Genomic DNA, 25,079 nt, shown 5'->3' with positions numbered 1-25,079 from the left:
CGCGAACGGCCCGGACCGGGCAGTGGTGTTCGTCCGGCTAGTGCAGTCCGTCGATCGACCGCCCGTTCCCGAGCGTGCCCTTGAGCGCGGGGCGGGCGCTTCTCTCGGCGCGGACGGCCAGCAGCCGGCCCCGCGCCGAGCCCTCGACTCCGCCCGTCGCCCTGACGGACGCCAGGTCGCGGCTGCCGGCGGCGAGCAGGTACCAGGTGCCGGACCCGGACTTCCACAGCACTCCGGCCAGCACCCGCGGTTCGCGCTCCCCGCAGGCCGGCGCGGACTCGGCCGTCGCCGCCACCGCCCCGGACCGCGCGCCCGGCGTGTGGAACTGCGCCAGCACCCGCTCCCCGCCGCCCCGCCACGTCTCCGCCCGCGTGCACACCCACGCCGCCTCACCGCTCCGGTCGGGCAGCGGCTGCTCGGCGAACGCCCACGCGTTCACGCTCCGTACGCCCGCCGAGCGCATCGCGCTCAGCGAGCAGGCGTACGGCGCCCAGAGGCGCAGCGCCCCGGCGCCGGAGGCCTCGCGCGTCTCGCCGGGACGCCCGGCGGTGAGGTGGGCCGGGACCAGTTCGCCGAGGTCGGTCACCAGCCGGGTGCCGGTGCCGTCGGTCAGCCGCAGCACGGTCCAGGAGGCGCACGGCCCCGTCCGGAGGGCGGGACTCGCCAGCGGTGAGGTCACGCCGTCGGTGAAGGCGAGGGCCGTCGCCTCCGCGCCGGGCTCGCGCAGGTCCCGCGCGCCCGCCTCACGCACCCAGGGCGCCAGCAGATAACGGACGTTGCCGTCGACGCGGCTCAGCACCACCGCGCTCGACCCGGCCCGGCCGGCGCCGTCGACGCGGGCGAGGTCGAACACGGCCCCTTGCGCGCCGTCCTCCGGCTCGGCGTACCTGGCCAGGCGCAGACCGTCGTACAGCACCACCACGCGCGCGGTGTCGACCGTCCCCGCGTACAGCAGCCGGGGCGGTCCGGCGGGGCCGCCGGACGGGGTGCCCGGGGTCGCCGACACCCGCACGCCCTCCCCGGGCCGGGCCCAGACGGCGAGGGCGCGGCGCAGCAGGGCCTCGTCACCGGTGCGGTCGCCGCGCGCCGGCCACACGGAGAAGTCGGTGCGCGCGGAGGTCTTCCACGCGGTGGGGGAGACCCGGGTCAGCTTCCCCGGGTCCAGCGCGGCCTGCGCGGCCGGGTTGCGCGCGTACGGGGGCGCGGCGGCGCCGTCCGGTCCCCAGCCGTCGCCCGGCAGCCCCAGCAGCGTCCCGCACACCGCCAGCGCCGCCCCGCCGACCAGCGCGGCCTTCAGACGCCGGCGGCGGCGCAGCAGATCCGTCGGCCGGGCCTGGAGCACGCAGGGGTCGAACTCGGGGGAGTCGAGCAGCCGGTACGGGTCGGGGATCCGGTCGGCCTCCTCCAGCGCGGCGTCCACGTCGGCGACGCCCGCCGCCGTGAGCACCTCCCGCACGCCCCCGTCCGGGAGCCGCTCCAGGCCGCGCAGGGCGTGGGCGGCGCGGGCCGGCCCGGACAGCTCGGCCAGCCGCTGCTCCAGCGCGAGCTCGTCGGCGCCGCCCGAACGCGGGAACAGCTTCAGCCCCCACACCCGCGGAAGCGGCGACGGCAGCCGCGACCCGCGCCCCAGCGCCGTACGCAGCACCTGGAGGCGGAGCAGCGCGTAGCCGGGGTCGCCGTCGTGGCCGGCCCGTTGGGCGGGGAGCGGCGGCGCGGGCGTGCGGCCCCGGGGCAGTGCCCGCTGGACCAGGGAGTGCGCGGTGAGCACCCGCCTGCTGCGGCCCCTGCCGGACGGCAGCACCAGGTAGGCGAGCCGGACGAGCCGGGGATAGTGCTCGACGAGCGCGGCCTCGGCCTGCTCGACGCCCACGACCGGACCGGCCGCGGAGGAGGCGGGGGAGGGCGGGACGACATCCTGTGACTGCACGCCCAGCAGAACGAGCGAATCGGCGGATGGTCACCTGGCCCCGGGGTCACTCCCCGGCGGGTTCGACGAGCAGCCGGGCGTAGTTGGCCATGGAACGCTGGTAGCGGGGCAGGTGGGGGGCGAGGGCCCCGAGGGCCAGCGAGAGTCCTTCGCGGTCCCGTCCGAGGCTCGACAGACACAGGGCGAGACAGGCCCGTACGGCGTCGTCCAGTTCGTCGGACTCGGTGACGAGTTCGGGGGTGAGCAGCCGGACCCCCTCCTCCGCCCGGCCGATGTTCCGCAGCGAACTGGCCAGCTGGATCTTCGCCCGCCGCGCCTTGTAGCGGCTGACCTCGGCCAGCCCGCCGTCCAGGGCCTGCCGGTAGAGCGGCACCGCCCGGTCCGAGTGGCCTGTGGAGTCCCAGGCGCAGGCCCGCTCGAAGGGGCCCAGCGGGCTGTCCTCGGGCAGTTCCGCGACAAGCGCGTCGATCACGGCCCGGAAGGCCGGTGCGTCGTCCTCGGCGTAGTCGTCGAAGCCGGCCCAGGCGGCGGCCGTGCGAGCTTCCCAGTCGCTGTTCATCCGGTCACTCTCGCACGCGCGTCCCCGGAGTCGCACCGGGATGTGAGCGTCGCGGGCGTCGCGGCCGTATCGAAGGGGGAGGGCCCCGAGCCGGGGCTCCGTGCGGCATGTCGCCCGTGAGGGACCGGAGGAACACATGAGGCTGACCCGACCGATGCTCGCGCTGGCCGGTGCGGCGGCGGCACTGGCGCTGACCGCCTGCGGATCCGGCGGGGGCGGCGAGGACGAGGTGCCGCCCACCGCGACCGGCAGCCTGGAGCACCTGGCCGCCGAGGCGGAGTGCGACCCGAACATGCAGACCGACGCCGACACCATCCGCCAGGCGCTGTGCGAGAAGGGCGACGAGAAGTACGTCCTCGCCACCTTCGCCACCGACCGGGGCCAGGCCGAATGGCTCAGCACCGCCAAGGACTACGGCGGCTACTACCTCGTCGGCCGCAAGTGGGTGGCCGTCGGCGAGGAGCGGACCGTCACGGCGCTGCGGAGCATGCTCGGCGGGACCATGGAGGAAGGCTCCGCGCACATGAACCCCGGCGGCAGCCACAACCAGGGCGGCGGCCACAGCCAGGGCGGCCACCACGGCTGACCCGCGGTCCCCGGGCAGACGAAGGGGCCGGCGGCGGGATCTCCCGCCGCCGGCCCCTTCTCCGGCTACCGGACCGCCGCTACTGGCAGTCCTGGCCGCTGTTGATGCACTCGACCATCTGGTTCATCAGCTCCTCGTCGAAGAAGTTGATGAAGTCGTTGTGGTCGGTGATCGGCTTGTGCAGCTGCTCCGGGAAGGAGTCCAGCGCGAACGGGTTCACGACCTGCCCGTTCTCGATCCGCGGGGCCGGGATGTTGTCGTACACCAGGCGGACCTGGAGCTGGGGGATGGCCTGGAAGCCGTTCGAGCAGGTGCCGTCCGCCTCGACGAAGTCCATGTGCGTACGGTGGTTGGCGCTGTCGGTGTTCTGGCCGTCCCAGCAGCTCTGGAAGGCGGTCGTGCGGACCACGCCGCTGCCCTCGGGGCAGATCGGGTACTTGTCCGTCACCTGCCGGTCCTCGAAGCCGGTGCAGCTCCAGGAGGTGTTGGCGTTGTTCAGCCCGTTGGTGAAGGACTTGGCGTCACCGGTGATGATGCGCAGCGCCCTCGGCATCGCGACGACGTCGCTCGTCCGGTTGCCGACGAACTTCAGCTCCGCCTCGGTGGGCGCGACGATCTTGCCGACGTTGCCGTCCTGACCGCCGCCCGGCTGGCCCTGGTCGATGTCCTGCGTGCCGTCCTGGATCCGCAGGACCGGCCAGAAGTACGTCGACCTGTCGCCCTGGTTCCGGCAGCTCGTCTCGCCGTTGGCCAGGTCCTCGTCGCTCGCGAAGGCGTTGTTGGCCTGGTTGCCGACGTAGTCGTGCTGGTGCTGGGCGCCGTTGCTGACGCCGGGGGCGGCGATCACGTTGTCCGAGTTGCGCAGCGCGTTCTCGTTGGTGCCGCAGTCGGTGGTGAAGGTGCCCGTCGAACCGCTGTCGCCGTTCGCGGCCAGGCCGTTGGGCAGGTTGCGGGAGTTCGGCTGGACGTCCTCGATCTTGATGAAGTCGTCCGCCACGGGACCGTTGCCGGCCTGACCGCCGTTGCCCTGGTCCTGGCCGTTGTCCTGGCCGCCACCCTGGTTCTGGCCGCCGTCGCCCTGGTCCTGACCGTTGCCCTGGTCCTGGCCGCCGCCGTCGTTCCCCGGCTGCTCGGCCGGGACGCCCTGGCACCGGGCGAACCGGCCCAGGTCGCGCGGCGCCTTGCCGCCCGCCCGGTTGATGTTGATGCCGATCCGGTCCAGGGTGGCCGTCCGCTTGGACTTCAGCGGTCCGAGGATGGCGTTGTCGACGTAGCTCGCGTCACCCGCCTGGGCCTGGCGCGTCTCCGCGAGACGCGTGTAGGCGTCCGTGATCTGCCGGTCCAGCAGCGCCAGTTCCTTCGCCACGCCCCTGCGTGCCTGCCGCGGCACCTTCGTCAGCTTCTGGCCGACGTCGGGGCAGTTGATCGTGGCGACCTGCGCCCCCCTCGACTTCGTCCGGTTGTGGCCTCCGTCCTCGTGCGCCGAGGCATAGAAGTTGGCCCAGACCAGCCCGCCCCCACCGAGCGCCAGGGCCGCCGCCCCGGCTGTCACTTTGGTGGCCAGCGGCATACGGCGTTTTCTTGTGTTGCGTCCCATGGAACTCCCTCTTGACCTTCCTTACGGGGGCATCCCTTTGCGGGGCATCGAGCGGCCCGACAGGAGTGAAGCGGCTCCCTTGAGTACGGGAACCGCCCCACGGGTGTTCACCCGTCACGGAAATCGGTGAGAAGTTCGTACGCCCCACTGGTTTCAACAGGCCCTGAAGCACCGGGAGTTGTCGACCGTCCACCCGGAGTGAAGGGGCGGCGGGCCCGGTTTCACCGGCCGTGGTCGAGATACGCGAGAACCGCCAGCACGCGCCGGTTGTCGTCGTCCGAGACCTCAAGACCCAGTTTGGCGAAGATGTTCGCGGTGTGCTTCGCGATCGCCCGTTCCGTCACCACCAGCTTGGCCGCGATCGCCGCGTTGGTCCGTCCCTGCGCCATCAGCTCCAGCACCTCCAGCTCGCGGGGCGTCAGCCGGGCCAGCGGCCGGTCGTTCCCCGACTGCCGCGCCAGCAGCTGCTGGATCACCTGCGGATCCATCGCCGTACCTCCCCGCGCCACCCGCCGTACCGCGTCCACGAACTGTTCCGCGTCGAACACCCGGTCCTTCAGCAGATAGCCCACCCCGCCGCTGCCGTCCGCCAGCAGCTCCCGCGCGTAGAGCTGCTCCACGTGCTGCGAGAGCACCAGCACCGGCAGCCCCGGACGCCTGCGGCGCGCCTCCAGCGCGCACTGCAGCCCCTCGTCGGTGTGCGTCGGCGGCAGTCGTACGTCGACCACGGCGACGTCGGGCTCCTGCTCGGCCAGCGCCCGCGTCAGCTCGGGCCCGGACTCCACGGCCGCCGCGATCTCGAAGTCGTGCGCTTCGAGCAACCGGACGAGTCCGTCGCGCAGCAGGAACAGGTCTTCGGCTAGGACAACGCGCAAGGGATCTCCATGGTGACCATGGTGGGGCCGCCGGCGGGGCTGCTGACGGCCAGGACGCCGTCGAATGTACCCAGTCGCCGCTCCACCCCGGTCAGTCCCGAACCGGCGCCGATCACCGCGCCGCCCCGCCCGTTGTCGGTGACCGTCACCCGCAGATGGCCGTCGGCGTGGTGCAGGTCGACCCAGACACGGTCCGCCCCGGAGTGCTTCACCGCGTTGGTGAGCACCTCGCTCACCGCGAAGTACGCCGCCGACTCCACCGGCGCCTCCGCCCGTCCGGGCAGCTCCACGGTCACCTCGGTGGCCACCGGCAGCCGCAGCGCCAGCGCCCGCACCGCGTCCCCGAGCCCGCGCTCGGCCAGCACCGGCGGATGGATGCCGCGCACCAGCTCCCGCAGCTCGGTCAGCGCCTCGGCGGAGGACTGCCGGGCGTGCGCCAGCAGCTCACGCGCCTTCGCCGGGTCCTTCTCGATCAGCGCCTCGATCGTCCCCAGGTCCATGCCCATGGCGACCAGCCGCGCCTGCGCCCCGTCGTGCAGGTCCCGCTCGATGCGCCGCAGTTCGGCGGCGGAGGTGTCCACGGCGTCCCGCCGGGTCTCGGTCAGCACCCGCACCCGCTCGGTCAGCTCGCCCCGGCCCGAGCCGAGGACGGCCCGGGTGAGCAGGAAGTGGACGTGCAGCAGGCGCGAGGTGAGGAAGTGAGCGAGGAACAGCAGGGCGAGGGCGAGCGCGCCGGCGCCCAGCGCGGACATCTGGTCCGTCACCCGTACGAAGCCGTACCAGTACCCGTCGGGCAGCACCCGCCACAGTCCGGCCGCGATGGCCATGCCCTCCAGCGGATAGACCAGCAGCGCGAACGGCAGCAGCGCGGTGACGAAACCGGCGGTCATGTCGACCGGCAGCCACCGCAGGTCCCGCCAGGTCGCCGGGTCGCCCAGCATCCCGAACGTCCGCCCCCACGGGTTGGCGTCCTTCGGTATCGGCCGGTACGACGGCGGGATCCGCACCCCGCCCCACTCGGCCGCCAGCACCCGCCGCCAGTCCGCGAACGCCCGCACCCCTTGCAGTACGTACGGGGTGGTGACGATGCCGACCCCGATCGGGATCAGCGCGATGGACACCACGGACAGCACGAAGCACAGCACCGCCCCCGGCAGCGCCACCAGGGCGAGCGCCAGCCCTCGTATCGCGGCGAGCGCGATGCCCCGCCCCCCGGTCCGCCCCTGGCCGTTCTTCGTGTCGGTGGTCATGGCACCAGTCTGGCCGGGCGGGGCGGATGGGACACTGGGCCGGGCACCCGACCCGGGGGTGGTGTTACCTACACCCCTCCGGTAGCCCCCAGCACCTTCGCCTCCACCTCCGGATCGAGCCCGATGACCGGCCGGTCCGGGCGCCGGGGCGCGGTGCCGCCGATGTCCTCCAGCCAGGCCCAGGTGTCGGCCACGGTCCCGGCGACCGGGCGGCAGCGCAGCCCCGCCGCGACCGCCCGGGAGACGTCCGCCGAGTGCAGCGCGGCGTACCCCTCACTGCCCGGCGGCACCCACACCGGAAGCTGCGTCCACGGCTCGATGCCCGCTTCGAGGACCACCTCCGGCGCGGTCCACCGCAGTTCGGCCGCGCCCCCGGTCACCTCGGCGCACGCCTCCAGCAGCCCGCCCATCGTGGTGTGCCCCTGCGGCGACAGCAGGTTGTACGGCCCGCTCAGCCCCTGCTGTGCCGCCCCGAGGATCCACTCCGCGAGGTCACGGACGTCGACGTACTGGAGCGGCAGGTCACGCGGGCCCGGCGCGAGGACCGGCCCGCCGCGCGCCGTCCGGTCCAGCCACCAGGGCAGCCGGCCCACGTTCTCGTACGGCCCGAGGAGCAGACCCGCCCGCACCAGCAGCGACCGGTCCGCGCCGAAGGCGTCCACGGCGGCCAGCTCACCGCCCCGCTTGTCCCGCGCGTAGTCCGTGGGACCGGCGTCGGCACGGGCGCCCTCCACCACGGGTGCCCGCTCGGTGTACCCGGCGGGCGGGGCCCAGGTGTACACCGAGCAGCTCGACACGTACACGTACCGTCCGGCACGGCCCCGCAGCAGCCGCGCCGTGTCCCGCACCGCGCGCGGGGCGGCCGACCAGGTGTCGACGACGACGTCCCACGCGCCGGGCTCCTCGTCGAGCGCGGCCAGGCCGCCCGGCGCGGTGCGGTCGCCCCGCAGCGTCCGCGCGCCCTCCGGGGCCTCGTGCCGCCCCCGGTGGAAGACGGTCACCTCCCAGCCCCGCCCGAGGGCCGCCTCGACGACGGCCCGGCCCGCGAACTCCGTACCACCCAGCACCAGAAGTCTCATACCGGTGACTCTGCCCGGCCGGGCGGCGCGGGGGAACGGGAATCTGCCGTCGGCAGACCGGCCGTACGGGACTCAGCGCCCGGCCGGCGGCACGTACTGGTAGCCGACCCGGCGCACCGTGCGGATCGTGTCCCGGTGTCCGGAGCCCAGTTTGCGGCGCAGCCGGGCGATGTGGACGTCGACGGTACGGCCGTCGCCGACGTGGCCGTAGCCCCACACCGTGCCGACCAGGTGGTCCCGGGTGTGCACCCGGTTCGGGTGTGCCACGAGGTGGGCGAGCAGTTCGAACTCCAGGTAGGTGAGGTCGAGTCGCCGTCCGTCGACGTGGGCGGTGCGCTGCGCGGGGTCGATCCGGATCAGCGGGTCGCCGGCGGTTTCGGGGGCGGGGGAGCCGGCCGGGAACGGCGGCCGCTGGTCGGCGGGGACCAGCACCAGGTAGCCGACCATCGGGGGTCGGCCGGGCAGGACGGGCAGGGCGTGCTGCGGCGCGGGCAGCCAGGTGGCGCCCGGCGGCAGCAGGTCCGCCACGGTCACCACCTCGTCCCGGTCGACGGCACGCAGCCGGGGAGGAACGGTGGGGGAGACGGAGGACAGGGAACGGGGGGTCGCCATGAGTCGTCAGCTCTTTCGCGCGAAGGAGTTCGTCGAGGACGTACGCGGTGCGCGCCGGCCGAAGGCCGGAAGGGGATCCGGGCGTCAGAGAGCCGGCGCGTTCGTCGCGCGACAACACACCCGGTCGAAGTCGTGGTGCTGACGGGAGGGCCAGAACGGTTCCAGGTCACGGCGACCCGTCGCGTCGTACTTCCGGAAGCTGGCCATGCCTTCCATTGAAGCAGACACCCGCGGTCCGCAGGAGCCCTCTTCCACGGCTCGGACAACGCGCGAGGGCGCCCACCCCCCCCACGGTGGACGCCCTCGCGCGCGGACTGCGGTACGGATCAGACCTGGCCGGCCTTCTCCAGCGCGGTGCAGCACGTGTCGACCAGCAGACGGGTCACCACGTACGGGTCGACGTTGGCGTTCGGACGGCGGTCCTCGATGTAGCCCTTGCCGTCCTGCTCGACCTGCCACGGGATGCGGACCGAGGCGCCGCGGTTGGAGACGCCGTAGGAGTACTCGTTCCACGGGGCGGTCTCGTGCAGACCGGTGAGGCGGTCGTCGATGCCGGCGCCGTAGTTCTTGACGTGGTCCAGCGGCTTGGAGCCCTCACCGAGCGACTCGCACGCGGTGATGATCGCGTCGTAGCCCTCGCGCATCGCCTTGGTGGAGAAGTTGGTGTGCGCGCCCGCGCCGTTCCAGTCGCCCTTGACCGGCTTGGGGTCGAGGGTGGCGGAGACCTCGAAGTCCTCGGCCGTGCGGTAGAGCAGCCAGCGGGCCACCCACAGCTGGTCGGAGACCTCCAGCGGGGCCAGCGGGCCGACCTGGAACTCCCACTGGCCGGGCATGACCTCGGCGTTGATGCCGGAGATGCCGAGGCCCGCCTTCAGGCAGTTCTCCAGGTGCGCCTCGACGACGTCACGGCCGAAGATCTCGTCCGAGCCGACACCGCAGTAGTAGCCGCCCTGCGCGGCCGGGAAGCCGCCCTCGGGGAAGCCGAGCGGGCGGGCACCCTTGAAGAAGGTGTACTCCTGCTCGATGCCGAAGATCGGCTCCTGCGCGGCGAACTTCCCGGCGACCTCGGCCAGCGCGGCACGGGTGTTGGTCGCGTGCGGCGTCATGTCCGTGTTCAGGACCTCGCACAGCACCAGGACGTCGTCACCGCCGCGGATCGGGTCCGGGCAGACGAAGACCGGCTTGAGCACGCAGTCGGAGGCGTGGCCCTCCGCCTGGTTGGTGGAGGAACCGTCGAAGCCCCAGATCGGCAGCTCCGCGCCCTTGGCGTCGTCGGCCAGGATCTTCGTCTTGGAACGCAGCTTGGCGGTCGGCTCGGTGCCGTCGATCCAGATGTACTCGGCCTTGAAGCTCACGGTCCACATCCTTCGGGGGTGGGTCTGGGCGCTGGTGCGGGTGCTGCGGCGCTGCGGCACTGGGGCGCCGCCGTCGATGCCACGCAGCTTGTCAACAGGCGATTTCCCGGCCATTGCCCGCATGTGAACCCCGTGTTACCTGACACCGCCGCGTCCCGCCGCACCGTGTGAGCACGCGTGCCCGGTGGCGGGGGCGCGGACGGGCCCGCCGCCCCCGGTGGGGGAGCGGCGGGCCCTGGGAATCCGCGACGAACCCGGACCTCACCCCACCTTCTCGATCACCGCACGGCGGATCAGGAACTTGCCGGCCTCCCGGACCTGCTCGAAGGCCGCGTTGTTGAGCAGCACGCAACTGCCGGAGACCGAGGTGACCTCCACCGTCGTGGACTTGTTGTTGTCCAGGTTGGTCACCTTCAGCCTCGTGCCGGCCGGGAACTGGTTGCTGGACGCGGCCGGGGCGCCGTCCTCGCCGGAGAGGGTGACGGTCGAGCCGTTGCACACCTGCTCACCGGAGGCCTGCGCCGCTCCTTCCCCCTCCTCGGCCGCGGCCGGCGGCTGCGAGGGGGCGGGCTGCTGCGGCTGCGCGGCCTGGGAGTCCTGAGCCGACTCCCCCACCGTGCACCCGGACGCCTCCTGCTGGACCCGGATCTGGGCGATGACCGCCTCGCGGTTGGCGATCCGCGCCTCCGACTGCGCGTCGGGGGCGGCCCGCTGGCCCTCGATGAACTTCTCGTTGTTGCCGAGCGCGGTGGCCAGGCCCTGACAGACGGTCGAGTCCGCCGCCGACTTGGTGGTGGCCGACGGCGGGGAGGCGTTCGACGTGGCCGCCATGACGAAGGCCCCGCCTCCCGCCACCGTCGCGGCACTGACCAGCAGCGCGAGCTTCTTCTTCGGACCGAGCGTTCTCCTGCGCGACATCCGCGCCTCCTGAAGAGGTAGGGGGGGCGTACGCCGCTATGTACGAGATACCGAACAGAGTTGCTCAGTGGTCGGGCCGGACAATCGAAGTGGCCTGCGTCACACGGCCGTCAGCGGGAGAGGGCGTCCCGTACGGCGTCCTCCGTGCGGCCCACGACCGCCGTGCCGTCGTCCGCCGTGATGATCGGCCGCTGGATCAGCTTGGGGTGCGAGGCGAGCGCCGTGATCCAGCGGTCCCGCGTGCCGGCGTCCCGCGCCCATTCCTTGATCCCCAGCTCCGTCGCGACGGCCTCCTGGGTCCGGGTGATGTCCCACGGCTCCAGCCCGAGCCGCTCCAGCACCGCCCGGATCTCGTCCTCGCTCGGTACGTCCTCCAGATAGCGGCGGACGGTGTAATCGGCCCCCTCGGCGTCGAGCAGGCTGAGGGCGCTACGGCACTTGGAACAGGCCGGGTTGATCCAGATCTCCATGCCGCCCACGGTACGCCGCCACCCCCGCTGTTCGAATTTTCAGCTCCCTTGGGCGTGTCCCGCGTGACCCCTGTGACACGACGGCAAAACCCTTGCCCACCAGCGCATTTATTGGCCGGAGCAGGTCTGCTGATTGTCAGTTGCGGACAGTAGAATGGAGGCAGTGTTCGAGGGTGGTACCGGGGTCGTCGGGGACTCCGGCGGGCCGCCCCGACCGCGACAGGAGGATGCCCGTGCCCGCTGCCGCACTGAAGCCGAAGCCCCTGCCCACCCAGTCCACCGCGAAGCGCCCCGTGCCGCTCGAACTGCCCTGCGCCCCGGTGGAGAAGCGCCCGCTCCCCGCGGGCCGCCCGCGCGAGTGGTACGTCACGCACAACCGCCGGCTCAAGGCGATGCGGCTCGCCATCGCCCTGCTCGACTCCGGCGTCTACCTGCCGAACCAGGCGCGCAACGAGAAGATCCGGAGCACGGCGGCCCTGATCGGCGTCCACCCGCCGTCGGACACCACGTGCCACATGGTGCGCGCGTTCATGCGCTACAACCGCTGAGCCGCGGACCGGTGCCGGGCGGCCTCCGTGTGCGGGGCGCCCGGCGCCGGTATGCCGCGCGCTGAGGCAGTATGGGCGGGTGAGGACGCCGTCCTCACCCCGAAGTCGCCGCGGTCCGGCGGCACTTGTACCGGCAGGCCGCACGGTCGCGGCCCCGCCGGAGGCGAAAGGTACGACGGTTGGCTGAGGAGAGGGCGGTCCCGGTCCTGTCGGCCTGGATGACGCCGTCCGGCAGGTACGGACGCGCCGTCGCCCGGGCGTGCGACATCGGCATCGCGCTGGTGGTCCTGGTGGCGGCGGAGTACTACAGCGTCGAGTACGACCTGCTCCTGGGCGGGCTGATGGCGCTGTGCCTGCTGGCCCGCAGAAGGTTCCCCGGCACGGTGCTGGCGGCCGTCCTGGCGCTGGGCGTCGTCCAGTTCGTCCTGTACGACGTGCCCGACTTCCCGCTGGCGTCGGCGCCCGCCTCCTACGACGTGGCCGTGCTGTTCGCCATGATGTCGGTCGTCCACCACTCCCGGACCACCTGGATGCCGTATCTCGCGGGCGCCGTGGTGCTGCTGGCCACGGCGGCCGGGACGGTGGGGATGCCGGTCCTCGGCATCGAGCCGTTCGTCGACCTCGAATCGCTCCCGATCTTCTGGGGACTGACGCTGACGGTCTGGCTGACGGCCTTCGCCCTGCACACCCGGCGCCTCTACGCCGAGAGCCAGGCGGCCCGCGCCTGGCACGCCGAGCGGGAACAGGAACAGCGGATCCGGCTGGCCGCGACCCGGGAACGGGCCGAGATCGCCCGTGAACTGCACGACGTGGTGGCGCACAGCCTGGCCGTGATGATCCTTCAGGCCGACGGCGCCGAGGCCGTGCTGCGCAAGTCTCCGGACAGGGCGCAGTCCGCGCTGAGGACGATCGCCGCCACCGGCCGGGACGCGATCGACGACATGCACCGCATCGTCCGGGTGCTGCGCGAGGGGAACCCCGGCTCCGCCGACCCGGACCCCGGAGCCCCGGACTCCGCCGACGGCGGCCCGCCACGGCGCCTGGTCACCCTCGACGAGATCGAGGTCGTCGCCGAACGCGCCCGGGCCGCCGGGCTGACCGTGGACGTGTCGGTCGAGGTCGGCGAGGGGCGGCTGTCCCCGGCGGAGGAGATGACGGCCTTCCGCATCGTCCAGGAGTGCCTCACCAACGTGCTCCGCCACGCCGGGGCCGGGGCCGGGGTGGACATCCGGCTCCACGAGGAGCGGGACACCCTGCTGATCAGCGTGGTCGACGACGGAGCGGGCACCCTCGCCGGCCACGGCGTCGGCGGGCGTTCCGGAGGGAACGGACTCGTGGGGATGCGGGAGCGGGTGGAGCTCGCCGGCGGCAGCTTCGAGGCCGGCCCCCGGCTCGGCAGCGGATGGCACGTACGTGCCTCGATTCCGACAAGGACGAAGTGATGACGCGGGCGGACAGGCCGATCCGGGTGGTCGTGGTGGACGACCAGCCGCTGATCCGGGCCGGTTTCTCCATGGTGCTGGCCGGTCAGGACGACATCGAGGTCGTCGGTGAGGCGGAGAACGGGGCGGACGCCCTCGACCTGCTGGAAAAGGTCGAGGCGGACGTCGTCATCATGGACATCCGCATGCCCGTCATGGACGGCATCCAGGCCACGGAGCAGCTGATGCGGAGGGACGATCCGCCCGGCGTGCTGGTGCTGACCACCTTCGACAACGACGAGGACGCGTTCGCGGCCCTGCGCGCCGGAGCCGGCGGCTTCCTGCTGAAGAACGCCCCCGCCACGGAGGTCGTGAACGCCATCCGGGTCCTGGCCGCGGGGGAGTCGGTGGTGGCGCCGCGCATCACCCGGCTGCTCCTCGACCGGGTCTCGGACCGGCTGGCACCGGCGAACGGACAGGCCGAACGGCTGGACGCCCTCACCGCGCGCGAGCGGGACGTGCTCACCCTGGTCGCCCGGGGACTGTCCAACGCCGAGATCGCGGAGGAGCTGTATGTCGCGGGGGCCACGGTGAAGACGCACCTGGGCAACCTGATGGCCAAACTGCACCTGCGGGACCGTGCCCAGGCCGTCGCGTTCGCCTATGAGTCCGGGCTGGTCCGTCCCTCCCCCTGAGGGTGCAGAAGCGTCCCCGGGTTCTGCACCCGGGGGTGCGGAGACCACCCCGTCCGGTGTGCCAGATCCGCCGCCTCCGATCTCGGGTCCGTGGCCGATGTCCGGCGGGCCGTCGAACTCCAGACTTCTCACTGTCGCCGAACGCGGCCGAGAAGACATCCGGAGGATTCGATGAACGCCACGTCCACCACGCAGAACCGCAAGCGGAACCGTCTCGTCATCGGCGCGGCCGCGGCCGTGGCCGCCGCGGCCCTGGCCGCCGGAGCGGGGTACTGGTGGCTGGACCGCGACGAGCTCAGCCAGGCCTCCGCCGAGGACTGCCGGCTGGCGCAGCGCATCGTCACCGAGGCCGAGGAGGTCTCCACCGGCCCCGCGCCGGACGCGGAGAAGTGGTGGCAGGAGACCGGCGACGAGCGCCGCGCGAAGATGAAGGACGGCTACCTCGGAGCCAAGATCTCCCGGTACGAGGGCTGGGCGCTCGCGACCGCCCGGAAGTCCCCCGAAGCGCCGTCCGCGAAGGACGTGAAGAACCTCCAGGAAGAGGCGCGGGGACACTGCTCGGACTCCGGCGTCACCCTCACCATGCCGCCGCTCGGCGCCTGACCCGGATCGCGGGAACCGTCCCCATGGCTGTCCACACCGCCGCCCGCGACCGCGCACCGGACGACGTCATCACCGCCACCGGCCTGGTGAAGACCTACCGTCAGGGCACCACCGAGGTACGGGCCCTCGACGGCGTGTCCGCCGGCATCCGGCGCGCCCGCTTCACCGCCGTCGTCGGCCCCTCCGGGTCGGGAAAGTCGACCCTGATGCACTGCGTCGCCGGACTCGACACCGTCACCTCCGGCAGCATCGTCCTGGACGGGACGGAGATCACCGGGCTGTCCGACCGGCAGCTGACCCGGGTGCGCCGGGAGCGGATCGGGTTCGTCTTCCAGTCGTTCAACCTGCTGCCCCAGCTCACGGCGTACGAGAACATCGTGCTGCCCGTCGCCATGTCCGGCGGGCGCCCGGACCGCGCCCTGGTGGACCACCTCTGCGAGGTTCTCGGCATCGCCCACCGGCTCTCGCACCGCCCCGCCGAGCTGTCCGGGGGCCAGCAGCAGCGGGTCGCCGTGGCCCGGGCGCTGGTGGCCCGGCCGGCCGTGCTCTTCGCCGACGAACCCACCGGCAACCTCGACTCCCGGGCCGGCACCGAAGTCCTCACCATGCTGCGCCGGTCCGTCGACGACCTCGGCCAGACGGTCGTGATGGTCACCCACGACCCCGCGGCGGCGCGGTACGCGGACCGGGTGCTGACCCTCGCGGACGGACGCGTCGTCAAGGACGAGCACACCGCCCCCGCCGGCGACGTCATGGGGAGGCGGCGATGAGCACCCCGTGGCGCGCGACCGTCCTGGGCTCCCAGGTGGCGGAACTCCTGCGGCGGCCCGGACGGTTCGCGGCGACCGGACTGTCGCTGCTGATCGCGGCGTTCGTCGTCTTCGGGACCGTCATGGCCCAGCAGATCATCACCGCGACCGTCGTCGAGAAGTTCCGCGGCACACCCGAAGCGGTGTCGCTGGTGGTCACGCCCGGCGACGGGGAGGACATCGGCGAGGACCGCCTGAGCGAGATCCTGAAGACGCCCGGAGTCGCCGAGGCCGTCGGCCGGCTCGACGGCGGCAGTCCGCTGGACGGCAGCGCCGTCGAACGCTACCTCGCCCTGTCCGCGGACCCCGGCGCCGGCGCCCTGGCGGAAGTCCGGCTGCTCGACGGCACGTACCCCTCAGGGCCGGGCCGGCTCGCCGTCGACACGCGGGCCGCGCGGGAGTACGGCCTCGCTCCGGGATCGTCGCTCACCCTGCTGCAGCCCGAAGCCGACGGTGACGGCACCCGACGGGTGACGGTCGAGGTCAGCGGCATCGTCCGCAGCACCGCCACGGACGACGCGGAGCCCACGGGGTACGCCCCCGGGCCCCTGCTCGGGGAGCTGCTCGGCGTGTCGGGTTACTCCCGCGTCGACGTCCGCACCGACACCGCGTCCTCCGCGTCCTCCGCGTCCGGCTCCGTGGACCCGGCGGAACGGATCCGGCAGGCGGTGCCCGGAGCACAGGTGCGGTCCGGGGACGAGGTGCGGGAGGAGGAGGCCCGCGAGGCGGTGGCGGAGGCGAAGGACACCCTGGAGCTGGTCACCGTCTTCCTCGTCGTCGCCGTCGGCGCGGCCGTCCTCGTCGCGACCTCCACCTTCCGCATCGTCTTCGCACGACGTGTACGCCAGCTGGCGCTGCTGCGTGCCATCGGGGCGACCCCGCGACGGCTCGCCGCCGCGCTCGTCGCCGAAGGGGCGGTGGTCGGCCTGCTGGCAGGCGCGACCGGTGTGCTGGCGGCCTGGGGCTGCGGGCGGCTCGTCCCCCCGGTCGCCGGGCGGTTCGGGCACGACCTGTCCGTCCCCTCCCACCTTCCGCTGACGGAGGCCGCTCTCACCGTTCTGGGCACCGGCCTGCTCGCGGTCCTGGCGGTCCTGGCCCCGTCCCTGAGCGCCTCGCGGGTCTCCCCGCTGCAGGCCCTGCGCAGCGCGGCGTCCGGGGAGGGCGCGGCGGGCGGTATCGGCCGGACCCTGCTGGGCCTGCTGTGCGCGGCGGGCGCCGCGCTCCTCGCCCGGCAGCAGTACGGCGGACTGCCCCAGCCGGGTGACACGGAGTACGACCGGTTCGCGGCGCTGACCGTCGTGGTGCTCTCGGGCGGGCTGGCCTTCCTGGCCCTGATCGCCCTCGGCCCCCGTCTGGTCCGGCCGGTGCTGTCGGCCGTCGCCGTGCCCCTGCGCCGCACCGGTGCGGCCGGCCGGCTCGCGGTCGCGGGCGTCGGGGGTGCGCCGGGCAGGGCGGCCTCGGTCGCGGTCGTCGTGGCCCTCGGCGCCTGCCTGGTCGGTTCGACCCTGACCTGCCTCGCCTCCCTGAACGCCTACGAGCGGTACCGGCAGGCGGTGGAGGCACCCGCCGACTTCCACCTGTACCCACGGGACAGCGAGACGCTGGACCGGTCGCTCGCCGCCGATCTGGCCTCCCACCCCGAACTCGCCGACGTGACCGCGTTCCGCACGGCGGAGGTCGTCGGGGACTCCCGCAGCGCGACCGTCTCCGACCTCGACCTCGGCACCGTCCGCTCCGGCGTGGGCCTGACCGCCCGTACCGGCTCCCTCGACCACCTCGAACCCGCCCACGTCGTCGTGGACGCCGACCACGCCCACCGCCTCGGCGTCCGGGCGGGCGACCGCGTGACGCTGACGTTCGAGAGCCGCCCCGTCGAACTCACCGTGGCGGCGACGCTGCCCGGAGCCGGGCCCTACGGAGGGAACTTCTTCGTCCCCGCCGCGGACCTCACCCGTATGGGAGCGGGCGCCGCGCCCACCACGGTCACCGCCAACGCCTCGCAGGACGGCGCCCGGGGGCGGATACGCGCGCAGCGGGCCATCACCGACACGCTGACCGGCCCGGAGCGCGGCGACGGCCGTGTCATGGCCGAGGACTCGGCCGCACAGGCCGGCGAGCCGGACAACCTGCGGACGATGGCCACGACAGTGATCATGGTCCTGGGGCTGACCGTCCTGGTGGCGGTCGCGGGAGTCGCTACCACGGCGAGCCTCACCGTCGTCGAGCGCAAGCGCGAGTTCGGGCTGCTGCGGGCCCTGGGGCTCAACGGAGCGGCCGTGCACCGCATGGTCACGGTGGAATGCGCGCTCTACGGCGTCCTGGGCGGAGTCCTCGGTCTGGCCCTCGGCATGCCGTACTCCTGGCTGGTGGTCCGGGTCGCCGAGACGAGCGCCCCGTTCAGCGTCCCGGCGGGACAGCTCGCGGCGGTCTTCGCCACTCTCGTCCTGGTGACCGCCGCCGCGGGAACGCTGCCCGCCCTCCGCGCCTCCCGGACCCCACCGACGGTCGCCGTCGCCCGGGCCGACTAGCCGGGATCAGTACGGGCGGAAGCCGGTGTACCCGAGCAGCACGATCACCGCGACGACGCACCCGAGCACCACGGCCGTCGACACCCATGACGAGCGGCCGGCCGATCCCCGGTACTCCGGTTCGCCGCGGAACGGGACCGGTCCGGGCGGGTTGTCCTTCCAGCGCGCGGCGAGCATCCGGGCCCGTGCCGACGGCTCCTTGTGCGCGGCACCGTCCGCCCACTTGATGTCGAACTCCCGCTCCTCGTCGTCCCTTTCGGACATCCCCGTGGCCTTCTCTCGAACAACAGTGTCAGATCAAGGATCCCTCTCCGCGTACGGAGAGGGAAGCTTTCCGGTCATACGACGGCAGCGGGGGAGGGCTCACGGCTCCGTCCCGTTCCCGGGGCGGACGTCCGGCAGGGTGCGGGACCGGGCCCGCCGCGGGTCCCGGAGGCGCCGTAGCAGAGCGGGCAGCCAGGGCAGGGCGCCGGACAGCACCAGGAGTGACAGCAGAGGGACGCGCCACCACGCCGGAACGGCCGCCGGCGGCGGGGCCGGCACCGGGGCCACCCACGGCCGGGCGGTCTTCGACCAGGCCAGGAACGCGTCACCGACCGGGAGCAGACCGAAGGCGTACCGCTTGGTCCACGGAGTGCCGACCGGAACGCCCGCCAGTTCGCTGACGCCCGCGAGCGCGCCGGCGAGCCGGGCGTCTCCGTGGACCTGGGCCGCACCGATGGTGACGACGCTCGCCGACAGGCTCACCCCGAGCGGAAGCGGACCGGAGTCGACGTCGGCCGGTCCGTCCATGCCGTCCGGATACTCCCGCACCGCCGGCCCGAGACCGAGCGGTGCGGTCAGGTACAGGTCACGGAAGCGGGAGTACTGCCCGGCGGCGAAGGCGGGGTCGATGTCGACCAGAAAGCGCTGGATGAGGCTCTGCGAGGTGCCCCTGGCCACTTCGGCCGGCTCCCCGGTGACCGGGTCGGCCCGGTGCGGGAACAGTCCGGTGCGCGGATCGAGCCGCTCGCGCGCCTCTCGCAACCACCGCCGGACGGTGGGACCGAACCGGTCCGGCAGCAGGCGGTCGTGCAGCCGCAGCGACGCGACCGCCACGGTCGAGTCCACCGGCCACGCCTGCCCCGGGTACGCCTCCAGATACGGAGAGGAGGAGGCGTCGAACGCCGCGCCGAGCTCGGCCGAGTCGCGCGCGAACCGGCGCACCTCGGCGGCATCGCGGTGCCCGGCCTGCTGGAGACTCAGCACCCCGCCGCGCAGCCAGTTGCTCCACCCCCGGTGGAAAACACCGTACGGCGGGGTGAGCTCCGGGCTGAACGGGGCCCGGCCCGCCGGGGAGTCCAGCCGCCGAAGCGCCCACCGGGCCTCCCGTAACGCCGTCGACCGCTCGCCGGCGGGGGCGCGCATGCCGAGCTCGACCCGGCTCAGCCCGTAGAGCACGTGCAGGAAGAAATGCCCCTCGGGGAACATGGCCTGCGCCTCGTCACCGGCCCCGTCGTCCAGGGCCTCCCGCAGGAACGCCAACTGTCTTTCGATCCCGGGCGGTTCGCCGTCCGGTCCCGCGGTGGCGGGCACCACCAGCCGCACCGCTCCCAGCAGGGCGCAGAGGCTCACCAGTACGGCCGCGAGCAGGCGCAGCCGGTGCGCCACCACCCGGCGCCCCCGCGCCGTCGGCGTCACGCCCCGGCCCCCGGCACCGTCCGTCCCGGCCTGAGCCCCGGGACGGACGAAGGCCGTCCCCTCACCGGCGTCCGACATTTCGACCCCCTCGTCCGGATCCGCGGTCAGCAGTTGTACGCCTGCCGGACGCGGTCGAAGCGCTGTGCCAGCAGGTCGTCGCGGTTGATGATCCAGCCCACCTCGCCGTCGCCCCAGTCGAAGACGTCGGCCTGAGTGAGCTCCAGGAGGTTCAGCCACGGGCCTCCCTCCTTGGTCGCCGCTTCCGCCATGGCCCGGGCGTACAGTTCCTCGAACCTCTCGGGGGTGTCCCGGCAGACGACCACGGCCTCCTCGCACTTCCTCAGGAACTCCGCGTCGTACACGGCCCGGTAGTACGGAGGGTTCATCTCCACCCCGCGCAGTCCGCCGTTGCGTTCCACGCGCGGGAGCGTCCCGGTCCGCTCGGCGTACTCCCGGACAGCGGCCAGGAGCAGGCCGAGCCCCTCCCGCTCCTCCTCGTTAATCTCCTCATCGAGGGACAGCAGCTCGATCGTCTGCCCCTCCTCGGGGACCTCGGGGTCCCACATCCAGCCGAGCACGTCCCACGACGTGCCGGGATCACAGACCAGTACCTGCCGCCTCAGCGGCTCCAGCTCGTACGGTTCGCCGTCCCAGCTCTCGCCCACGGGCACGGGACGCACGGCCGTCCCGGTTTCCGGCGGGACGTGGATCACCGGCACGACACCGTCCTCGGCGTGGTAGTCCTCGAAGGCGAAGAACAACAGGTGCCCTTCACGCGGGAGGCCGGCGTCCAGCGGCTGCTTCGGCAGCGCGGCGAGGTCGAGGGCCGCGACGAAGTGGTGCCCCGGGTCCCACTCGGTGTCCGCGGGCAACTCCGGCAGCCCGCCGACGTAACCCACCACGATCTCCCCGGGTTCGACGGCGCCCTCATCGGTCGCGTAGATGTGGAAGGACGGCTGCATGTTCCACATGATCCGGGTGATGGCGTCGCTCGAGACGCCGTGCCGGGAGGCGAAGGCGCGGAACTCGTCTGTATATGACATGGCGTCATTCTGTGGTGCCCCACTGACGATCCACTCGGCCGGACCGCCACCGGCCGCACGGCGAAGGCCGCCACCCCTGGTCCGGGGCGACGGCCTTCGCGGGTGCGACCTCGCTCTTTACACGTCGAAGTAGAGCTCGAACTCGTGCGGGTGCGGGCGGAGCTGGAGCGGGGCGATCTCGTTGGCGCGCTTGAAGTCGATCCACGTCTCGATCAGGTCCGGCGTGAAGACGTCGCCCTGGAGGAGGAACTCGTGGTCGGCCTCCAGGCGGTCGAGGACCGCGCCGAGGGAGGTCGGGACCTGGGCCACGTTCGCGTGCTCCTCGGGAGCCAGCTCGTAGAGGTCCTTGTCGATCGGCTCGGCCGGCTCGATCTTGTTCTTGATGCCGTCCAGGCCGGCCAGCAGCAGCGCCGAGAAGGCCAGGTACGGGTTGCCGGAGGCGTCCGGGGCGCGGAACTCGACGCGCTTGGCCTTCGGGTTGGAGCCGGTGATCGGGATGCGCATCGCGGCGGAGCGGTTGCGCTGCGAGTACACCAGGTTCACCGGGGCCTCGAAGCCCGGCACCAGACGGTGGTACGAGTTCACCGTCGGGTTGGTGAAGGCCAGCAGCGACGGCGCGTGCTTGAGGATGCCGCCGATGTAGTAGCGGGCCGTGTCCGACAGGCCGGCGTAGCCCTGCTCGTCGTAGAAGAGCGGCTCGCCGCCCGCCCACAGCGACTGGTGGACGTGCATGCCCGAGCCGTTGTCACCGAAGATCGGCTTCGGCATGAAGGTCGCGGTCTTGCCGTTGCGCCACGCGACGTTCTTCACGATGTACTTGAAGAGCTGCAGGTCGTCGGCGGCGGCGAGCAGCGTGTTGAACCGGTAGTTGATCTCGGCCTGGCCGGCGGTGCCCACCTCGTGGTGCTGGCGCTCGACCTTCAGGCCGGCCCTGGCCAGCTCCAGGGACATCTCGGCACGCAGGTCGGCGAAGTGGTCGACCGGCGGGACCGGGAAGTAGCCGCCCTTGTAGCGGACCTTGTAACCGCGGTTGTCCTCCAGCGCACCGGTGTTCCAGGCGCCGGCCTCGGAGTCGATGTGGTAGAAGGACTCGTTCTCGGAGGTCTTGAAGCGGACGCTGTCGAAGACGTAGAACTCGGCCTCGGGACCGAAGTACGCGGTGTCCGCGATCCCGGTGGAGGCCAGGTACGCCTCGGCCTTCTTGGCCACGTTGCGCGGGTCGCGGGAGTACTGCTCGCCCGTGATCGGGTCGTGGATGAAGAAGTTGATGTTCAGCGTCTTGTCACGGCGGAACGGGTCGACCCGGGCGGTCGACAGGTCCGCGCGCAGCGACATGTCGGACTCGTGGATGGCCTGGAAGCCGCGGATCGACGATCCGTCGAACGCCAGCTCCTCGTCCGGGTCGAACGCCTCGGCAGGGATCGTGACGTGCTGCATCACACCCGGGAGGTCGCAGAACCGGACATCGATGAACTTGACGTCCTCGTCCGCGAGGTACTTCTTGGCGTCGTCGGCGTTCTGGAACATCCAGCTCCTCCTACTCCCGACCGTCCCGCCGGGGTGGTAGATCGTTCGTGTGGCCAGTGCGGGTGGCACACGCTCCCCTCGACCCTAGGGACGGGTCATTTCTCGGGCGTGACCCATTTGTTTCGCACAAGTTAACCGGGTCCTCTCCCACGGTAGCCCCGGCGCACCCCGCCGTCCTGTGGTCATATCCGGGCGCAGTACCGTGGACGGGTGGACAACAGGCAAGCAATCGGATCATGGCTCTCGGGGCCCCGCGCGGCCCTGGAGGACGCCGGTGCCGAGTTCGGCTACCGGGGCGAGCAGCTGGGGCTGCCGGAGAACGGACCGGGTTCGATCGCGGGTCCCGGCCGCAGGCTCGGCGCCCTCGCCGTGGACTGGGGTCTGTGCGTCCTGATCGCATACGGCCTGATCACCCAGGGCTACGAGGGGCAGGCGACCAGCAACTGGGCGCTTCTGGTGTTCCTCGTGCTGAGCGTCCTCACCGTCGGCACGGTCGGCTTCACCCCCGGCAAGCGGCTGTTCGGGCTGCGGGTGGTCGCCCTCGACAGCGGCCGGATCCAGCCGCTGCGCGGGCTGGTGCGCTCGGTGCTGCTGTGCCTGGCCGTCCCCGCCCTCGTCTGGGACCGTGACGGCCGCGGACTGCACGACCGGCTGGCCCGCACGGTCGAGGTGCGGATCTGACAGCCGCTTTCGACGGGATACGACGACGGGGGCGCCGGAAGTGATTCCGGCGCCCCCGTCGTCGTAGCGGTACGGAGCGGGTCAGCGGCCTCGCTGGCCGCCGCCGCCCTTCGGCAGCCTCATGCCCTTGGGCATCGGGCCCTTCGGCAGCGGCATGTTGCTCATCAGGTCGCCCAGGGCACGCAGCCGGTCGTTGGTCGCGGTGACCTGCGGGCCGGTGAGCACGCGGGGCAACTTGAGCATGGTCGTACGGACCTTCTTCAGCTCGACCTGGCCCTCGCCGGTGCCCACGATCAGGTCGTGCACCGGGACGTCCGCGACGATGCGGTTCATCCTCTTCTTCTCGGCGGCCAGCAGGCTCTTCACCCGGTTCGGGTTGCCCTCGGCGACCAGCACGATGCCGGCCTTGCCGACCGCGCGGTGCACCACGTCCTGGTTGCGGTTCATCGCCACCGCGGGGGTCGTCGTCCAGCCCCGGCCGATGTTGTCGAGCACGGCCGCGGCGGCGCCCGGCTGTCCCTCCATCTGCCCGAAGGCGGCCCGCTCGGCCCTGCGCCCGAAGACGATCGCCGTCGCGAGGAAGGCGAGCAGGAAGCCCAGGATGCCGAGATAGATGGGGTGCCCGATCAAGAAACCGATCGCGAGGAAGACACCGAAGGTGACGATTCCGACAGCCGCGAGTACAAGACCGATCTTCTTGTCGGCCCTGCGGGTCATTTTGTAGGTCAGGGCGATCTGCTTCAGTCGCCCGGGGTTCGCAGCGTCCGCTGCGGTTTCCTTCCTCGCCATGTCATGAAGTCTACGTGTCCCGGCGGGGGGCGGTGGGTCAGGGGCGGGTCGGCAGGGACGGGACGCTCAGGGGCGGGGCGCTCGGGGTCTGGTCGAGGACGCGCTGTGCCTCGACCCGGTCCCTGGCGCGACGGCGGTCCTCCAGCACCGAGGTCCAGGCGTTGCGGCGGGCGGTGCGCTGACCGCCGCTCATCAGCAGCGACTCGACGGCGCGCAGTGCGGTGGCGAAGGACGGGATGGCGGTGGCGCGGACGGGCGCGGCCTGCATGGTGGAGGTCTCCCTCGGTGCCGGCGGACAGGGGTGCACGTGCGGTGATTCCAGGCTCACTGACTGGTGTTACCAGGGCGTGACCGGCCGGTCAAACAGGCATGAAGCCCCGGTGGGAGGGTCCGGAACGCCGACGCGGCCCCGACCTGTGCCCTCATCTGCGAGGACGGTCGGGGCCGCGTGGTCTCGGCCATTACCGGCGAGTAGGGCCTTGTGTGTGAATTCACACGCCGTCGGCGGTGTGCCGCCGGAGGGCTCCGGGCGAGGTCAGACGGCCTGGGAGGCCACGTACGCGCCCCGCTTCTCGACCGCCATCCGGTAGAGGCGGCCGGCGCGGTACGAGGAGCGGACCAGCGGGCCGGACATCACTCCGGAGAAGCCGATCTGCTCGGCCTCCTCCTTCAGCTCCACGAACTCCTGCGGCTTCACCCAGCGCTCCACGGGGTGGTGGCGCACGGAGGGCCGCAGGTACTGCGTGATGGTGACCAGCTCGCAGCCCGCGTCGTGCAGCTGCCGCAGCGCGTCGCTGACCTCCTCACGGGTCTCGCCCATGCCGAGGATCAGGTTCGACTTGGTGACCAGGCCGTAGTCGCGGGCCTCGGTGATGACCTTCAGGGAGCGGTCGTAGCGGAAGCCGGGGCGGATCCGCTTGAAGATCCGGGGGACCGTCTCGACGTTGTGCGCGAACACCTCGGGGCGGGAGGAGAAGACCTCCGCGAGCTGCTCGGGGACCGCGTTGAAGTCGGGGGCGAGCAGCTCGACCTTGGTGCGGCCCTCGGCGCGGTCGGCCGTCTGCGCGTGGATCTGGCGCACGGTCTCCGCGTACAGCCAGGCGCCGCCGTCCTCCAGGTCGTCGCGGGCGACGCCGGTGATGGTGGCGTAGTTCAGGTCCATGGTGACGACCGACTCGCCCACGCGGCGCGGCTCGTCACGGTCCAGCGCCTCGGGCTTGCCGGTGTCGATCTGGCAGAAGTCGCAGCGCCGGGTGCACTGGTCGCCGCCGATGAGGAAGGTCGCCTCGCGGTCCTCCCAGCACTCGTAGATGTTCGGACAGCCGGCTTCCTGGCAGACCGTGTGCAGCCCCTCGCTCTTGACGAGGTTCTGCATCTTGGAGTACTCGGGGCCCATTTTCGCCCGGGTCTTGATCCACTCGGGCTTGCGCTCGATGGGGGTCTGGCTGTTGCGGACCTCCAGGCGCAGCATCTTGCGTCCGTCGGGTGCGACTGCGGACACGACCGGCTCCCTAGCGATTGATTCTT

At 72.5% G+C, this 25,079-nt stretch carries 26 protein-coding genes; 8 read left to right on the top strand and 18 right to left on the bottom strand.

What is annotated here, in order from left to right; translation table 11 throughout:
* Positions 1-37: 37 nt before the first annotated feature.
* Both IH50_RS0109185 and IH50_RS0109180 read right to left on the bottom strand, forming a co-directional pair.
* Positions 38-1,927, bottom strand: coding sequence for a hypothetical protein (locus IH50_RS0109185; RefSeq protein WP_030859224.1), 1,890 nt, complete (start codon positions 1,925-1,927; stop codon positions 38-40).
* Positions 1,928-1,973: 46 nt separating this feature from the next.
* A complete protein-coding gene (locus IH50_RS0109180) occupies positions 1,974-2,486 on the bottom strand; it encodes a tetratricopeptide repeat protein (RefSeq protein WP_030859221.1) in 513 nt (170 codons plus the stop codon).
* A gap of 136 nt (positions 2,487-2,622) precedes the next feature.
* On the opposite strand from IH50_RS0109180, the gene IH50_RS0109175 reads away from it, so the two are divergent.
* The gene (locus tag IH50_RS0109175; protein ID WP_030859219.1) at positions 2,623-3,072 is read left to right on the top strand and encodes a hypothetical protein; all 450 of its coding nucleotides are present in this window, start codon (positions 2,623-2,625) and stop codon (positions 3,070-3,072) included.
* A gap of 79 nt (positions 3,073-3,151) precedes the next feature.
* On the opposite strand, the gene IH50_RS0109170 is transcribed toward IH50_RS0109175, so the two are convergent.
* The 9 genes from IH50_RS0109170 to IH50_RS0109135 form a co-directional block, all read right to left on the bottom strand.
* A complete protein-coding gene (locus IH50_RS0109170) occupies positions 3,152-4,669 on the bottom strand; it encodes a DUF1996 domain-containing protein (protein WP_030859217.1) in 1,518 nt (505 codons plus the stop codon).
* Positions 4,670-4,890: 221 nt separating this feature from the next.
* Positions 4,891-5,544 (bottom strand): response regulator transcription factor, encoded by a 654-nt coding sequence (locus IH50_RS0109165; protein ID WP_030859215.1) that lies wholly within the window; start codon positions 5,542-5,544, stop codon positions 4,891-4,893.
* A complete protein-coding gene (locus tag IH50_RS0109160) occupies positions 5,529-6,794 on the bottom strand; it encodes a sensor histidine kinase (protein ID WP_030859212.1) in 1,266 nt (421 codons plus the stop codon). The genes IH50_RS0109165 and IH50_RS0109160 overlap by 16 nt, the downstream gene beginning before the upstream one ends.
* Before the next feature lie 68 nt (positions 6,795-6,862).
* Positions 6,863-7,873 (bottom strand): NAD-dependent epimerase/dehydratase family protein, encoded by a 1,011-nt coding sequence (locus IH50_RS0109155; RefSeq protein ID WP_030859210.1) that lies wholly within the window; start codon positions 7,871-7,873, stop codon positions 6,863-6,865.
* 72 nt (positions 7,874-7,945) lie between these two features.
* On the bottom strand, positions 7,946-8,485 hold the full coding sequence (locus IH50_RS0109150) for a winged helix-turn-helix domain-containing protein (RefSeq protein ID WP_030859208.1): 540 nt from the start codon (positions 8,483-8,485) through the stop codon (positions 7,946-7,948).
* An 84-nt stretch (positions 8,486-8,569) separates the two neighbouring features.
* Positions 8,570-8,692 carry a hypothetical protein gene (locus tag IH50_RS43160; RefSeq protein WP_107062017.1) on the bottom strand — a complete coding sequence of 41 codons (123 nt, stop codon included), beginning with the start codon at positions 8,690-8,692 and terminating at the stop codon, positions 8,570-8,572.
* A gap of 119 nt (positions 8,693-8,811) precedes the next feature.
* Positions 8,812-9,840, bottom strand: coding sequence for a glutamine synthetase (glnII, locus tag IH50_RS0109145; protein ID WP_030859206.1), 1,029 nt, complete (start codon positions 9,838-9,840; stop codon positions 8,812-8,814).
* 261 nt (positions 9,841-10,101) lie between these two features.
* The gene (locus IH50_RS0109140; protein WP_030859205.1) at positions 10,102-10,758 is read right to left on the bottom strand and encodes a hypothetical protein; all 657 of its coding nucleotides are present in this window, start codon (positions 10,756-10,758) and stop codon (positions 10,102-10,104) included.
* 110 nt (positions 10,759-10,868) lie between these two features.
* The gene (locus IH50_RS0109135; protein ID WP_030859203.1) at positions 10,869-11,228 is read right to left on the bottom strand and encodes an arsenate reductase family protein; all 360 of its coding nucleotides are present in this window, start codon (positions 11,226-11,228) and stop codon (positions 10,869-10,871) included.
* Positions 11,229-11,461: 233 nt separating this feature from the next.
* Between IH50_RS0109135 and IH50_RS0109130 the strand changes: the two genes are divergently transcribed.
* The 6 genes from IH50_RS0109130 to IH50_RS0109105 all read left to right on the top strand — a co-directional run bounded on the left by IH50_RS0109130 (position 11,462) and on the right by IH50_RS0109105 (position 17,832).
* Positions 11,462-11,776: a hypothetical protein gene (locus IH50_RS0109130; protein WP_030859201.1), complete on the top strand. Its 315-nt coding sequence runs from the start codon at positions 11,462-11,464 to the stop codon at positions 11,774-11,776.
* 179 nt (positions 11,777-11,955) lie between these two features.
* A complete protein-coding gene (locus IH50_RS0109125; protein ID WP_030859199.1) occupies positions 11,956-13,218 on the top strand; it encodes a sensor histidine kinase in 1,263 nt (420 codons plus the stop codon).
* The gene (locus IH50_RS0109120; protein WP_030859198.1) at positions 13,218-13,892 is read left to right on the top strand and encodes a response regulator; all 675 of its coding nucleotides are present in this window, start codon (positions 13,218-13,220) and stop codon (positions 13,890-13,892) included. Before IH50_RS0109125 ends, IH50_RS0109120 begins: the two co-directional genes overlap by 1 nt.
* Positions 13,893-14,063: 171 nt before the next feature.
* Positions 14,064-14,495 carry a hypothetical protein gene (locus IH50_RS0109115; RefSeq protein ID WP_030859196.1) on the top strand — a complete coding sequence of 144 codons (432 nt, stop codon included), beginning with the start codon at positions 14,064-14,066 and terminating at the stop codon, positions 14,493-14,495.
* A gap of 86 nt (positions 14,496-14,581) precedes the next feature.
* Positions 14,582-15,265 (top strand): ABC transporter ATP-binding protein, encoded by a 684-nt coding sequence (locus IH50_RS0109110; protein WP_030859194.1) that lies wholly within the window; start codon positions 14,582-14,584, stop codon positions 15,263-15,265.
* Complete coding sequence (locus IH50_RS0109105) at positions 15,262-17,832, top strand: ABC transporter permease (RefSeq protein ID WP_030859192.1); 2,571 nt, start codon at positions 15,262-15,264, stop codon at positions 17,830-17,832. The genes IH50_RS0109110 and IH50_RS0109105 overlap by 4 nt, the downstream gene beginning before the upstream one ends.
* A gap of 6 nt (positions 17,833-17,838) precedes the next feature.
* Here IH50_RS0109105 and IH50_RS0109100 read toward each other — a convergent pair whose 3' ends face one another.
* The 4 genes from IH50_RS0109100 to glnA all read right to left on the bottom strand — a co-directional run bounded on the left by IH50_RS0109100 (position 17,839) and on the right by glnA (position 22,082).
* Entirely contained in the window at positions 17,839-18,096 is a 258-nt protein-coding gene (locus IH50_RS0109100; RefSeq protein ID WP_030859190.1) for a hypothetical protein, read from the bottom strand.
* A gap of 99 nt (positions 18,097-18,195) precedes the next feature.
* Positions 18,196-19,590, bottom strand: a complete 1,395-nt coding sequence (locus IH50_RS0109095) for a hypothetical protein (protein WP_199822058.1) — start codon at positions 19,588-19,590, stop codon at positions 18,196-18,198.
* A gap of 26 nt (positions 19,591-19,616) precedes the next feature.
* Positions 19,617-20,555, bottom strand: coding sequence for a DUF1963 domain-containing protein (locus IH50_RS38680; protein ID WP_051767223.1), 939 nt, complete (start codon positions 20,553-20,555; stop codon positions 19,617-19,619).
* A 117-nt stretch (positions 20,556-20,672) separates the two neighbouring features.
* Positions 20,673-22,082 carry a type I glutamate--ammonia ligase gene (gene glnA, locus IH50_RS0109085; RefSeq protein ID WP_030859183.1) on the bottom strand — a complete coding sequence of 470 codons (1,410 nt, stop codon included), beginning with the start codon at positions 22,080-22,082 and terminating at the stop codon, positions 20,673-20,675.
* A 210-nt stretch (positions 22,083-22,292) separates the two neighbouring features.
* Between glnA and IH50_RS0109080 the strand changes: the two genes are divergently transcribed.
* A complete protein-coding gene (locus tag IH50_RS0109080) occupies positions 22,293-22,763 on the top strand; it encodes an RDD family protein (protein ID WP_030859182.1) in 471 nt (156 codons plus the stop codon).
* 81 nt (positions 22,764-22,844) lie between these two features.
* Here IH50_RS0109080 and IH50_RS0109075 read toward each other — a convergent pair whose 3' ends face one another.
* From IH50_RS0109075 to lipA, 3 genes are all read right to left on the bottom strand, one after another.
* Complete coding sequence (locus IH50_RS0109075) at positions 22,845-23,552, bottom strand: DUF4191 domain-containing protein (RefSeq protein WP_030859179.1); 708 nt, start codon at positions 23,550-23,552, stop codon at positions 22,845-22,847.
* A gap of 37 nt (positions 23,553-23,589) precedes the next feature.
* Positions 23,590-23,820 carry a hypothetical protein gene (locus tag IH50_RS0109070; RefSeq protein ID WP_030859177.1) on the bottom strand — a complete coding sequence of 77 codons (231 nt, stop codon included), beginning with the start codon at positions 23,818-23,820 and terminating at the stop codon, positions 23,590-23,592.
* 267 nt (positions 23,821-24,087) lie between these two features.
* Positions 24,088-25,053, bottom strand: a complete 966-nt coding sequence (lipA, locus tag IH50_RS0109065) for a lipoyl synthase (protein WP_030859174.1) — start codon at positions 25,051-25,053, stop codon at positions 24,088-24,090.
* Positions 25,054-25,079 lie beyond the last annotated feature (26 nt).

It is taken from the genome of Streptomyces sp. NRRL S-37 (assembly GCF_000721605.1).
Classification (GTDB): Bacteria; Actinomycetota; Actinomycetes; order Streptomycetales; family Streptomycetaceae; genus Streptomyces.
Note: the sequence above shows the minus strand (reverse complement) of the source record. Positions and strands in the feature narration are given on the sequence as shown.